Source organism: Anaerosphaera aminiphila DSM 21120, from assembly GCF_900129925.1.
GTDB lineage: Bacteria > Bacillota > Clostridia > Tissierellales > Peptoniphilaceae > Anaerosphaera > Anaerosphaera aminiphila.
Map to the genome: position 1 here is coordinate 25,078 of NZ_FQXI01000014.1, position 12,889 is coordinate 37,966.

Annotated in this window: 11 protein-coding genes; 2 read left to right on the forward strand and 9 right to left on the reverse strand. The window is 33.1% G+C overall.

Translation table 11 applies throughout. From position 1 onward, the window contains the following. Positions 1-7: 7 nt before the first annotated feature. Positions 8-1,204 (forward strand): bifunctional 3,4-dihydroxy-2-butanone-4-phosphate synthase/GTP cyclohydrolase II, encoded by a 1,197-nt coding sequence (locus BUB47_RS08250; protein ID WP_073185315.1) that lies wholly within the window; start codon positions 8-10, stop codon positions 1,202-1,204. Between the two features lie 13 nt (positions 1,205-1,217). Continuing rightward, positions 1,218-1,685 carry a 6,7-dimethyl-8-ribityllumazine synthase gene (ribH, locus tag BUB47_RS08255; protein ID WP_073185317.1) on the forward strand — a complete coding sequence of 156 codons (468 nt, stop codon included), beginning with the start codon at positions 1,218-1,220 and terminating at the stop codon, positions 1,683-1,685. A 106-nt stretch (positions 1,686-1,791) separates the two neighbouring features. Here the strand turns inward: ribH and BUB47_RS08260 are convergent, their stop codons facing one another. The 9 genes from BUB47_RS08260 to pyrB all read right to left on the reverse strand — a co-directional run bounded on the left by BUB47_RS08260 (position 1,792) and on the right by pyrB (position 12,821). After that, positions 1,792-2,604 (reverse strand): alpha/beta fold hydrolase, encoded by an 813-nt coding sequence (locus tag BUB47_RS08260; RefSeq protein ID WP_234945654.1) that lies wholly within the window; start codon positions 2,602-2,604, stop codon positions 1,792-1,794. Between the two features lie 33 nt (positions 2,605-2,637). Continuing rightward, a complete protein-coding gene (locus BUB47_RS08265) occupies positions 2,638-3,585 on the reverse strand; it encodes a CPBP family intramembrane glutamic endopeptidase (protein WP_073185319.1) in 948 nt (315 codons plus the stop codon). Positions 3,586-3,701: 116 nt separating this feature from the next. Next, the gene (gene pyk, locus BUB47_RS08270; RefSeq protein WP_073185321.1) at positions 3,702-5,447 is read right to left on the reverse strand and encodes a pyruvate kinase; all 1,746 of its coding nucleotides are present in this window, start codon (positions 5,445-5,447) and stop codon (positions 3,702-3,704) included. An 11-nt stretch (positions 5,448-5,458) separates the two neighbouring features. Further along, positions 5,459-6,418: an ATP-dependent 6-phosphofructokinase gene (locus BUB47_RS08275; protein WP_073185322.1), complete on the reverse strand. Its 960-nt coding sequence runs from the start codon at positions 6,416-6,418 to the stop codon at positions 5,459-5,461. Positions 6,419-6,425: 7 nt separating this feature from the next. Continuing rightward, the gene (locus BUB47_RS08280) at positions 6,426-9,872 is read right to left on the reverse strand and encodes a DNA polymerase III subunit alpha (protein WP_073185324.1); all 3,447 of its coding nucleotides are present in this window, start codon (positions 9,870-9,872) and stop codon (positions 6,426-6,428) included. A 58-nt stretch (positions 9,873-9,930) separates the two neighbouring features. Then, entirely contained in the window at positions 9,931-10,197 is a 267-nt protein-coding gene (locus BUB47_RS08285; RefSeq protein ID WP_073185326.1) for an HPr family phosphocarrier protein, read from the reverse strand. Between the two features lie 2 nt (positions 10,198-10,199). Then, on the reverse strand, positions 10,200-11,138 hold the full coding sequence (gene whiA / locus BUB47_RS08290) for a DNA-binding protein WhiA (protein ID WP_073185327.1): 939 nt from the start codon (positions 11,136-11,138) through the stop codon (positions 10,200-10,202). A gap of 337 nt (positions 11,139-11,475) precedes the next feature. Further along, entirely contained in the window at positions 11,476-11,904 is a 429-nt protein-coding gene (locus tag BUB47_RS08295) for an aspartate carbamoyltransferase regulatory subunit (protein ID WP_073185329.1), read from the reverse strand. A 2-nt stretch (positions 11,905-11,906) separates the two neighbouring features. Continuing rightward, positions 11,907-12,821 carry an aspartate carbamoyltransferase gene (gene pyrB, locus BUB47_RS08300; RefSeq protein ID WP_073185330.1) on the reverse strand — a complete coding sequence of 305 codons (915 nt, stop codon included), beginning with the start codon at positions 12,819-12,821 and terminating at the stop codon, positions 11,907-11,909. Positions 12,822-12,889: the final 68 nt, after the last annotated feature.

Below are 12,889 nucleotides of genomic sequence, written 5' to 3' on the forward strand. Positions count from 1 at the left end.
GGATAAAATGAAATATAACTCTATAGATGAAGCCCTTTTAGATTTAAAACAGGGTAAGATAATTTTAGTAACTGATGATGCAAATAGAGAAAATGAAGGCGATTTAATTTGCGCCGCAGAATTTGCAACAACTGAAAATATAAATTTTATGGCGACTCATGCCAAGGGTTTAATCTGCATGCCAATGAGTTTAGAACTTGCAAAAAAATTAGAATTTCCACAAATGGTTTCAGTAAATACTGACAATCATGAAACAGCTTTTACTGTTTCCATAGATCATATAAGTACAACTACGGGAATCTCTGCAGAGGAGAGATCCATTACTGCTAAATTTTGCATAGATGATTCCTCAAAGCCATCTGACTTTCGAAGACCCGGTCATATGTTTCCCTTAGTTTCAAAGAAAAACGGTGTTTTAGAGCGAAATGGTCACACTGAGGCAACTGTGGACCTTGTGCGTCTTGCCAACTTAAAAGAATGTGGTCTATGTTGTGAAATAATGGCAGAAGACGGAACTATGATGAGAGAAGAAGAACTATTTGAATTTGCAGAAAAGTGGAATATAAAGTGCATTAACATAAAGGACTTACAAGACTACCGTAAAAAACATGACCAACTTGTAGAATGTGTATCTACTACGAAAATGCCAACTAAGTATGGAGACTTCTCAGCTCATTGCTATATAAATAAATTAAACGGAGAACATCACATTGCATTAGTTATGGGAGATATTAGCAGTGGAAGAGATATTTTATGTAGAGTTCACTCTGAGTGTTTAACAGGCGATGTACTGGGATCTCTAAGGTGTGACTGCGGAGAGCAACTTGATGCGTCACTAAGTCAAATTCAAAGAGAAGGACGTGGAATCCTCCTGTATATGAGACAGGAAGGTCGAGGAATTGGACTTGTAAATAAATTAAAGGCCTATGAATTACAGGATAGGGGCTTAGATACTTTAGATGCCAACATAGCTCTTGGCTTTGATGGCGATTTAAGAGAATACTATACTGGTGCACAAATACTAAAACACCTTGGCGTTAAGACTTTAAATTTGCTCACAAATAATCCTGACAAAGTCTACCAACTTTCAGAATACGGAATAGAAATTTCACATAGAGTTCCAATTGAAATGAAAGCCAATTCACATAACTTGTTTTATTTAAAGACAAAGCAAGACCGCATGGGTCATGTTTTACACTATTAGGAGGAATTGAAAAATGAAAATATATGAAGGACAATTAATATCAGAGGACATTAAAATAGGAATAGTAATATCCAGATTTAACGAATTTATAACTTCTAAACTGCTATCCGGAGCAATTGACTGTTTAAAAAGACACAACATCAAAAAAGAGGACATAAATATTGCATGGGTTCCGGGTGCATTTGAAATTCCCCTAATAGCTTCTAAAATGGCTAAGAGTAAAAAATATGACGCTGTAATTTGCCTTGGTGCAATTATTAGAGGTAGCACAAGTCACTATGACTACGTATGTAGTGAAGTTTCAAAGGGCATAGCTCAAGTTTCACTTTCAAACGACATACCTGTTTCCTTTGGAATTTTAACCACCGAAAATATAGAACAAGCCATTGAAAGAGCCGGAACAAAATCGGGAAATAAAGGATTTGACTGTGCACAGGGAACTATTGAAATGGTAAATTTAATAAAAGAACTTGAATCATAAAATTTAAATTTGTATTTAAATAAAGTAGGTTTCTATTAAAAATAGAGCACCTACTTTATTTACTTTATAATTAATTTTCTAACTGTTAAATTTAAAATCTAATCTCTTAATTTTTATTTAAACTTAAAAAAATTATAATTCTATCTTCAAAGTCTTTAGCCTCTTCATAAGTTCCATGTCCAAGACCTCTATACATAAATAATTCACTTCCCACAATTTTTTCTGACAGCTCTATTGAGGCATCCGGACCTACAATTTTATCTTCATCTCCCCCAATAATTAAAGTTGGACACTTTATTTTATCCAGCTCGTCATAGGAGTTGTGGTTAATACATGAATTGGCCTCTATAAAAAATCTGGTAAAGTCCTTTGGCTTTCCCACTATTCCAAGAACGGGATATATAAGTCTATATTTTTTAAGAAACTTTTCTGAATAGGACTTTTCTGCAATGTCTAGTACTATAGATTTATAATCTTTGTTCTCTGCCATTTTTATCCAGCTACCTATAACTTTTTCTACTATTTCATTTTTCCTTGACATAGTTACAGCCAATATCAGTTTTTTTACCACATTTGGATAGTCAATTGCTATGTACTGAGAAATCATTCCACCTTGAGACACTCCAAGAAAATTAGCGCTTTCAATTCCCAACTCTCTCATGGCCTCCACTTGATCTCTTGCCATATCTCTCGTTGAATATCCCTTTCCCAAGCAGTTTTTCCTGCTAAACATATAGACTCTATACTTCCTTGCAAATTTTCTATATGCAAATGCCATAACAATAGCTTTGCCCCTTACAGTTACAAAGCTATCTCCAAGTCCCGGAATTATAATTAAAATTTCACTTCCCATTCCAAAGGAAACATAGTTCATATTTGTATTTTTAAGTTCAACACTTCCATTTTTCAAATTTAACAATATATTTTCTCCTACTTTTAACTAAGTTATTAACTATTTTTTACTGTCTACTCTATACTCTTTAGAAAGTATAAAAGGCATAAACAATATTATCTCTACAGCTATACTAACTAAAAAACTCTCAATTGTATAGACTGATTCATAACTAAATTCGCTTACAAATAAAACTGCCATATTGTTATTTAAATAGTGAATAATTGTAGCTATCCACACATTTTTAGTCTTCATTTGCACCAGTCCGAAAAACACTGAATAACAAATACAAGAAACAATATAACTAATTACAGAATAAATTGGAGTCTGCGGACTGTAGAGCATAAAATTTAAAGGCAAGTGCCACAGTCCCCATATTGCCCCAAGAACAATTACACCAAGTCTCTTTCCAAGCTTATTTTGAAGTTTTTCCTGTAAAAAATATCTCCATCCATATTCTTCTCCCATATAATACATACATGAAAAGAAAAACAGCATTACTAACAATGGTATTTTTATTATATAACTTAGTAAAAGTTTTATATTTAAAAATTCGTAACTTCCAAGTAATCCTCTAAACAAATATACTAACACAAATACTAATATGTACTTTAATCCAACTTTAAAATTTAATCCGAACTGTAGTCCATTTTTCTCTCTTTTATCTAAATCTACTAGCAAAATCATAAAACTTCCAAACATCATTATTATATTTACAAGACTATTTACTTTATTAACACTCATATAATTTAGCTTATAGAGCACTAGTAAGATTACCATTACTATAAAAGCAATTAGATACACCCCATAAAATTTAAGTGGAAGTTCGCTTTTCTCCTCTGTAAAATACTTTGCAACTCCAACGCTAAGTGCCGGAAATAGCATCATCATCCCTGCTAAATAACTGGAATCTAATTCTCTATTTAGCCAAAAAAACATTCCAAACAATGCCACAAGTCCAAAATTTGTTATAAAAAATAGTTTAAGTTGTTTGTTTTCTTTTTCCATGTCTACCTTCTTTTTATATCTTTTATACATTATATCACTTTAAAATATATACTTCTCAATAAAAAAGTACACTTTAAAAGTTAAAACTAACTTTAAAATGTACTTTAAATACTTATTTAAATTCCTCGTCCTATTACTCCCTCTGTTGGGTCTATAGTTATTATGTCGCCTGTTTTTATTTTATTTCTAATTCCCAATATCCCAAATACAGTGGGTATTCCCAGTGTTATTCCCGTTATTGCCGCATGAGAAGTGTATCCTGCCTCTTCTGCAATTATTCCGGATGCCTTTTGAACATAGTTCATTATATCTTTATCTGTCTCTGATACAACTACTATATCTCCATCTTTAAAATTTCTAATTAAATCTTCTTTGTTATTTACAACTACTGCCTTTGCTGTAACTTTTTCTGAACCTACACCTGTTCCCTTGCCTAAAATTTCAGAAATAGTCTGTACTTTAATAAGATTTGTCGAACCTGAAAGTCCCACAGGAACTCCCGCAGTTATAACTACAGTATCTCCCGGCTCAATTAATTTTTCCTCAAGAGATCTTGCTATTGCCACATTTACTACATCATCTGTATCTCTAGCATCTGGAACTAACACAGATATTACTCCCCACTCAAGAGACAACTGACGCCTTACTCTTTCATTTGGTGTTGCTGCAATTATTTCACTCTTAGGTCTAAACTTTGAAATTGCCCTTGTAGTATTTCCGGAAGTAGTTGCTGTTATTATCGCCTTTGCATTTAAATCTTCTGCTATTGTGCAAGTGCTCTTTCCTATTGCATTAGTAACTGTACTGGACAGCTCTTGAATTTTCTTTCTTAAAAGTTCTTTATAGTCTATAGAATTTTCTGTAACTTCTACTATTTTTCTCATAGTTCTAACTGCTAATAGCGGGTACTTTCCACTTGCAGTTTCTCCTGACAACATTACTGCACTTGTGCCGTCAATTACTGAATTTGCAACGTCATTTGCCTCTGCTCTGGTAGGTCTTGGGTTTCTCATCATGGAGTCCAGCATTTGTGTTGCCGTTATTACTGCCTTTCCAGCTAAATTACATTTTTTTATCATTTCTTTTTGTGCCAACGGAACTTCTTCTGTTTCAATTTCTACTCCCAAGTCTCCTCTCGCCACCATTATTCCATCGGAGACTTCCAGTATTTCGTCTATATTTTCAAGCCCTTGACCTGATTCTATTTTTGAAATTATTTTAATATTGTAGTTGTCATTATTTTCTAAAACTTTTCTAATTTCAAGTACATCTTCTTTTTTCCTTATAAAAGATGCAGCTATAAAGTCTATGTCATTTTCAATCCCAAAAACTATGTCCTCTCTGTCCTTTTCAGTAAGTGCAGGAAGTTTTAAGTGAATTCCGGGAATATTTACTCCCTTTCTAGATGAAATTTTCCCGCCGTTTTCAACTATACAGTAGACTTCCGTTCCCTCTATATTTTCAACTATAAGTCCAACAAGTCCATCGTCTATTAAAACTCTTGAACCCTTTGATATTTCTCTTGGAAGTTCTTTATAGGAAACTGATGCTATTTTTTGATTTCCCTCAATTTCTCTAGTTGTCAATATAAATTCGTCTCCATTGTTTAGCTCTATTTCCTTCATGTCTTCAAAAACACCAAGTCTTATCTCTGGTCCCTTTGTGTCCATCATTATTGCAATTGGCAAGTTTAATTCTTCTCTAACTTTTTTTATTCTCTCAATTTTTATCTTGTGCTCTTCATGTGTTCCATGAGAAAAATTAAGTCTACAGACGTCTACTCCCTCTTCAAATAATGTCTTTAGCATTTCTTCACTTTCGCTGGCTGGTCCAATTGTAGCTACAATTTTTGTTTTCTTCATATTTAACCTCACTATATTGAAATTATTTTTAATATTTCACTTAACTTTTCATCAAACTTATTTTCCATCTTTAATGCATCACCTATTGGATAGGTCTTTACACTTCCTTCTCTTATAGACATAACATATCCACCGGTGTTTTTTAAAATATGCTCCACTGCCACATTGCCCATAGTAGAGCCCAATATTCTATCTACTACACTTGGACTGCCACCTCTTTGAATGTATCCTAAAATTGTAACTTTAGTGTCTATGCCCGTTAGTTCTTCAAATTTTTCTGCAAATTCGTAGGAATTTCCCGCTCCCTCTGCCATTATAATTATATGGTGCCTCTTGCCTCTATTCTTACCCACAATTGCCTTCTTTGCAATTTCACTTATTTCATATTTTTTCTCAGGGACGATTATATTTTCCGCTCCACCTGCGATTCCTGAGTACAGCGCAATATCTCCACAATCTCTGCCCATTACTTCTACAACATTTGCTCGTCCGTGAGATTCCGTAGTGTCACGTATATTCGAAATTGCATTTGTAACTGTAGTTATAGCTGTAAAAAATCCAATAGAGTAGTCAGTAAAACCCAAGTCATTATCTATACTAAGTGGAATTCCCACAACATCTATTCCCGATTCTGAAAGTTTCTTAGCTCCTCTTAAAGAGCCATCTCCCCCTCCAACTATTACTTTGTTAATGCCGTATTTTTTTAGCACATCTATTGCCTGATTAAAACCCTCGTGAGTTATAAACCTCTCACTTCTTGAAGTTCCCAGCACAGTTCCACCTCTTTGGATTATATCTGCAACTGAGGACTCTATTAATTGTTCAACTTCTCCGTCAATTAATCCCTCATAGCCATTTTTTATTCCATATACTTCTATACCGTAATATATTGCTGTTCTCACCACAGCTCGTATTACAGCATTCATTCCAGGTGCATCGCCACCACTTGTAAGTATTGCTATTTTATCCATACTCCACCTACTTTAAAACTATTTTCGAAGGGTCATTGCCCAAATACTGTAGTATTTCTATTTTTAAATCATCTATTTTTCTCTCATCTACCCACAGGTCTTTTTGCGTGCCATAAGTTTTTTGTTCTTCTTCTGAATAGAGTATTACTGGTACATTTCCATTGTAATTTCTCAAAACTCCACTTATTGCATTTAAAAGGCTCTTTTCATTTATTGAATCTATACTTATATAGAGTCTCTCTTGTGAAGGATTTTCAATGGGTCTAATGCTTGAAACTAAAATTTTAGGTTCTTCTACATCTGAGGCTTGAATATGACCTTCTACAACTACTACACTGTCCTCAATTAGTATTGAAGATGTAAGTGCATAGGTGTTTGGAAATATTACAAGTTCAACTTGTCCATATAGGTCTTCTAATGAGGCAAATGCCATCATCTTTTTATTTTTTGTAATCATTGTCTTTTTGTTTTTTAACAGTCCGCCAATTTTTACATAATAATCCGAACTTCCCATGCTTTGGTCTTCATAGTTTTCAAATATTATATTTGTATTGATATTGCTAACGGAACTTAAAATATCTTTATAATCATCTAATGGGTGTCCTGATACGTAAATTCCCATCATTTCTTTTTCTAATTCAAGTTTTATTCTGGGGTTAAAGTCCTTTAAATTTGGAAGTTCTTCTTCAACACTTACATTATCAAAAAGTGAAAACTGCCCTTCTATGTTATTTCGCTTGTTGTTTAGTGCATTGTCTATTGTCTTTTCATATATAGCTAAATACTGCGCCCTGTTTCCGCCTAAACTGTCCAGTCCTCCCGATTTTATAAGTGACTCCACAGCTCTTTTATTTATAGACTGTGAATTCATTTTGCTGACTCTCTTTACAAAATCCTTTAGTGAAGTAAATTCTCCATCTTTTCTGGATTCCACTATTGCGTCAATAAAATTTTCTCCAACATTTTTAATTGCCTTTAGTCCAAATCTGATTTTTCCGTCTTCAACTGTAAACTTTTTAAAACTCTTATTTACATCGGGCGGAAGTATTTCAAGACCCAATCTCTTACACTCTTCTATATATAGAGAAACTTGTTTTATATTTCCCATATAAGAAGAAATTTGAGCAGCCATAAATTCTTTTGGATAGTAGTGTTTTAAATAAGCCGTTCTATAGGCCACTACTGAATATGCCACACTGTGGCTCTTATTAAAAGCATAGTTTGCAAAATCTATCATCAAGTCATATATTTCATTGGCACTTTTTTCATCTACGCCATTGGCGATTGCGCCATTACAAATAACTTCTCCATTTTCAACTTTTCCATAGATAAAGTTCTTTCTCTCTTCCTCCATTACAGCCATGTCTTTTTTACTCATTGCACGTCTTACAAGGTCTGCTCTTCCCAGTGAATATCCACCAATTGTTTGAACAATTTGCATAACCTGCTCTTGGTAGACTATACATCCATAGGTTGAGGAAAGTATATCTTCAAGTTTTTCGTGAATATAGCTGATTTTACTTGGATTGTGCTTTGACTCTATAAATTTTGGAATTTGGTTCATTGGTCCAGGTCTAAAAAGCGCATTTGCCGCTACTAAGTCGTCAAAGGCATCAGGTCTTAAATCTTTTAGAAAAGCTCTCATTCCGGCAGACTCAAATTGGAAAATTCCCAATGTTTCAGCTTTTGCAAACATTTTTAACACGTCTTTGTCGTCAAAGGTTATCTTTTCTAAATCTATTTTTTTATTATAGTCTTTTTCTATTAAATTTATGGCATCTCTTATTACTGTAAGAGTTCTAAGTCCCAAGAAGTCCATTTTTAAAAGTCCCAATTCTTCCAACTCTATCATATTGAACTGAGTTGCAATAATATCCCCATTCCTAGTTAGGGGAACATATTCCGTCAATGGCTCTTTTGAAATTACCACACCTGCCGCATGAGTTGAAGTATGTCTTGGAAGTCCCTCTACTTTTAGTGCGGTGTCTATTAAATTCTTTATCTCTGAATCTTCTCTATACTCTTTTATTAAAGTAGGGCTTACTTCAAGGGCCCTTTCTATAGTCATATTTAATTCATTGGGAACTTGCTTAGCAATATAGTCCACTCTGCCATAGTTTAAGTCCAGCGCCCTTCCAACATCTCTTATAGCACCTCTTGCCCCCATAGTTCCAAATGTCACTATTTGAGCTACATTTTCATCGCCATATTTATTTATTACATATTCAATTACTTCCTCTCGCCTTTCATAGCAAAAGTCAATATCAATATCCGGCATGGAAATTCTCTCAGGATTTAAAAATCTTTCAAATAGAAGGTCAAATTCCAAAGGATCTACGTCAATTATTTTTAATGCATAGGACACAATTGACCCAGCAGCCGATCCACGTCCCGGTCCAACTATAATCTCATTTTCTCTTGCATATCTTATAAAGTCCCACACAATTAAGAAGTAATCCACATATCCCATGCTCACTATAGTATTAAATTCATAGTTAAATCTATTTAAAACTTTTTCATCTATACTACCATATCGCTCTTTTAATCCACTTTCAACTAACTCTCTTAAATAAGTTTCGTTAGTATAGCCACTTGGAACTTCAAAATGTGGCAAGTGTAAATTGTGAAATTCAATATCTACATTGCATCTATCTGCAATTTTTTGAGTATTTAAAAGTGCTTCCTCATTTGAAGAAAACAGCTCATACATTTCCTCAGGACTTTTTAAATAGAACTCATCTGTTTCAAATTTCATTCTATTTGGCTCATTCACTGTAGTTCCAGTTTGAACACAGAGCAGTACGTCATGAGCTTTAGAGTCTTCTCTTTTCAAATAGTGCACATCATTAGTGGCAATAAGGGGAATGTCCAACTTTTCACTTAGAACTTCCAGTCGCTTATTTACTTCCAGTTGCTCTCTAATTCCATGATTTTGCAACTCTAAAAAGAAATTACCTTTCCCAAAAATTCTCTCATATTCCAAAGCCACATCTTCAGCAGTTTCAAAATCTCCATCTGAAAGTTTTCTTTGAACTTCACCTGCCAGACAAGCACTGCTGGCAATTATACCCTCATGGTACTTTTCAAGAATTTCTTTGTCAACTCTGGGTTTATAATAATATCCATTTACATATCCCTCTGATACGATTTTCATTAAATTTTTATAGCCTATATTGTTTTCTGCAAGAAGTATTAAATGAAATCTCTTCATATTTTTATCTCTGGATTTATAATCACCATCAGAAACATATACTTCACAACCCAATACAGGTTTTATTCCCTCTTTTTTACATGCTTTATAAAATGCTATTATTCCATACATATTTCCATGATCTGTCAGAGCAACAGAATTCATCCCCAGTTCTTTTACTCTCTTTGGCAATTCATCTATCTTTACCGAACCGTCAAGTAGTGAATATTCACTATGCACATGTAAATGAACAAAATTTTTCAAATTATCATTCCTTTAAATTTAAAAGAGTTTTAATATAATTTATTAAAACTCTCATTAACTAACTGCTTATAAAATTATTTTCCACTAATTCAACTAAATTGTCAATGGCTTCTTGTTCATCTACCCCATTAGCACTTATCGAAACTTCTTCTCCATGAAATGCCCCCAAGGACATTATCCCTATAATACTTTTGCCATTTACACTGTCTCCATGGGCTTCAAGAGTAATTTCAGAAGTATATCTGTTAGCTGTTCGAACAAAAATCGCAGCAGCTCTAGCATGCAGACCATCTTCATTTGTTAGTTTTACTGTTTTTGTTACCATTGTCATTCACTCCTTAACTTATTTGCAATTTCTTTTATTTTTTTTAATCTGTGATTTACCCCTGACTTTCCAATTGGAGGATTTAATTCGTCACCAATTTCCTTAAGACTAATTGAATCGTTTTTAAGCCTTATCTCTGCAACTTCTCGCAAGTTTCTTGGCAACCTATCTATCCCTATGGTCTTGTCTATAAACTCTATATCTGCTATTTGAGATAAAGAGGCATCTATTGTCTTGTTCATATTTGCTGTTTCTAAATTTACAAGTCTATTTACTTGATTATTAACAGATTTTACTACTCTAATATTTTCAAATTCAAGTAGTGCTTTTGTAGCTCCAATTATTGTAAGTAAGTCAGCAATTTGCTCAGCTTCTTTTAAATATACAATATAGTTTTCTTTTCTCATTACAATTTTTGAGTTCAAGCCAAAACTGTTTATTATCTCTGATAGGAATTCAGCATGTTCAACTTCTTCGCAAACAAATTCAAAGTGATAAGATCTTTCAGGATTTGTAATTGATCCCGCTCCCAAAAAAGCTCCTCTTATGTATGCCTTTTTGCAACTGACATCTTCAATAATTCCCCTTGGTCTATAGTTTAACATAAATACGTTTTCACTCTTTAGAAAATCAATATCATATAAAAGGGCCTTGACAGCGCCACTTTCCTTTAAAATAATTGAATATACATTTCTCTTTTTAAGCTGCTTGGACTTTGATACCATCACTTCTACTTCCTCAGAGTAATATCCCTTTAAAAATGTGAATATTCTCCTTGCAACAGCAGCATTTTCAGTATTAAAATAAATAGTAATACCCAGACGGTTAAATTTTAATGAGCCACAAGTTGGAACTAATCCACAAAGTTCTGAGATAACATCACATACATCATCGACCTTTATCTTTGCAACTTCATTTTTTACAATTGAAGAAAAACTCACTATCTCACCCCTCGAGGTTTTTATTTAATAAGCATCAATAATTTTATGAAAATGTTTTTATATTATCCTATTATACATCTTATATATATAAATTAAAAGTATAAATAAAAATAAATCACATTAAAATGCAATGTATTGGTGCTAATTTTTACACCTTTTTATTATTGTATATAAAAATATAAACATGTAACTCTTTTAAAAATACGATTTCCGATTTTTAGAGTATAAGTTTATTTTTCACTTTACAATATAAAATATGAGAGCAAGTACTTAATTTTAAAATTAAATACTCCCCCTCATGTTATAAATTAAATCTTTTAATTGTCTTTAAATTCTCTTATTCGTCATATATATTTAAAGAATCACAATACTCACATTTGTATTCTCTAGTTTTTGCATTTGAAAGTGTAAAACCGGCATCTTCTACTTTTTCTATATTTGTAATACACCTTGGATTTTTACAGTGCATAACTCCCTCTATTTTTTCAGGAAGTTCCATTCTGACTTTTTTAACTCTGATTCCCTCTTCTATAAAGTTCACTGTGGTGTGAGGTGCAATTAAGCCCAAAACTGTAAAATCTATATCAAAGTCTGTCTCTATTTTTATTAAATCCTTCTTTCCAAGCGTAGTTGAATTTATATTTTGCATCATTACAACCGGGTCTTCAACTTCGTCAAGTCTCAATGCCTTATAAATTATATGAGCTTTTCCACACTCTATGTGATCAAGAACAATACCTTTTTTTATTTTAGACACATTTATCATTTTTAGACCTCCAAATTTAACAAAAACATTATAAGAGCCATTCTAACAAACATACCGTACCTTGCCTGTTCAAAATAAACTGCTCTTTTATCATTATCTACTTCTGTTGAAATTTCATTTACTCTTGGTAAAGGGTGAAGTACTATCATGTCATCTTTTGCATGTCTCATTTTTTCATTGTCCAGTATAAAGAAGTCCTTTAATCTAACGTACTCTTCCTCTGATACAAATCTCTCTTTCTGTACTCTTGACATGTAAAGTATATCCAAATCTCCAATGACATCACTTAAACTTGTAGTTTCAATATAATTTTCCGGATCTATTTCATCTAAAAATTGTTTTGGCATTTTAAGTTCATTTGGAGATATAAAAATAAATTTCACATTTTCATATCTATTCATTGCCCTTACAAGAGAGTGGATAGTTCTTCCAAACATCAAGTCCCCGCAAAGTCCAATAGTCAAGTTGTCAAATCTATTTTTATAGTGTCTTATAGTCATTAAATCTGTAAGTGTTTGAGTGGGATGTTGATGACCTCCATCTCCGGCATTAATTATTGGCATAGTTGTCATATGCTTTGATGCTAAAAGTGCAGCTCCCTCTTTTGGGTGTCTCATTGCTGCTATATCTGCGTAATTTTCAACAGTTCTCAGTGTATCTGTAAGCGATTCGCCCTTAGCTGTAGAAGAAACTTTTGCATCAGAAAAACCTACTATAGACCCTCCAAGCCTTAACATTGCAGACTCAAAAGAAAGCCTGGTTCTTGTGGATGGTTCAAAAAAAAGACTGGCCAATAATTTTCCTTTACAAACCTCACTATATTTTTTAGGGTTTTGTAAAATATCATCAGCTAGTCCAAATAAAATTTCAAATTCTTCAGTTGTAAAATCTAACGGTTGAATTAAGTGCCTTAGCATAATAACCTCCTCATAAAAAAACTTGCCGTGCAGGTTCCAAGCAAGTAATAATTTATGTATCTTTACTT

What these genes read in the sequence shown, in the direction of transcription:
- BUB47_RS08250 (WP_073185315.1), top strand. Translation starts at nt 8, where the DNA reads ATGAAATATAACTCTATAGATGAAGCCCTTTTAGATTTAAAACAGGGT.
- ribH (WP_073185317.1), top strand. Translation starts at nt 1,218, where the DNA reads ATGAAAATATATGAAGGACAATTAATATCAGAGGACATTAAAATAGGA.
- BUB47_RS08265 (WP_073185319.1), bottom strand. Translation starts at nt 3,585, where the DNA reads ATGGAAAAAGAAAACAAACAACTTAAACTATTTTTTATAACAAATTTT.
- pyk (WP_073185321.1), bottom strand. Translation starts at nt 5,447, where the DNA reads ATGAAGAAAACAAAAATTGTAGCTACAATTGGACCAGCCAGCGAAAGT.
- BUB47_RS08275 (WP_073185322.1), bottom strand. Translation starts at nt 6,418, where the DNA reads ATGGATAAAATAGCAATACTTACAAGTGGTGGCGATGCACCTGGAATG.
- BUB47_RS08285 (WP_073185326.1), bottom strand. Translation starts at nt 10,197, where the DNA reads ATGGTAACAAAAACAGTAAAACTAACAAATGAAGATGGTCTGCATGCT.
- BUB47_RS08295 (WP_073185329.1), bottom strand. Translation starts at nt 11,904, where the DNA reads ATGATAAATGTGTCTAAAATAAAAAAAGGTATTGTTCTTGATCACATA.
- pyrB (WP_073185330.1), bottom strand. Translation starts at nt 12,821, where the DNA reads ATGCTAAGGCACTTAATTCAACCGTTAGATTTTACAACTGAAGAATTT.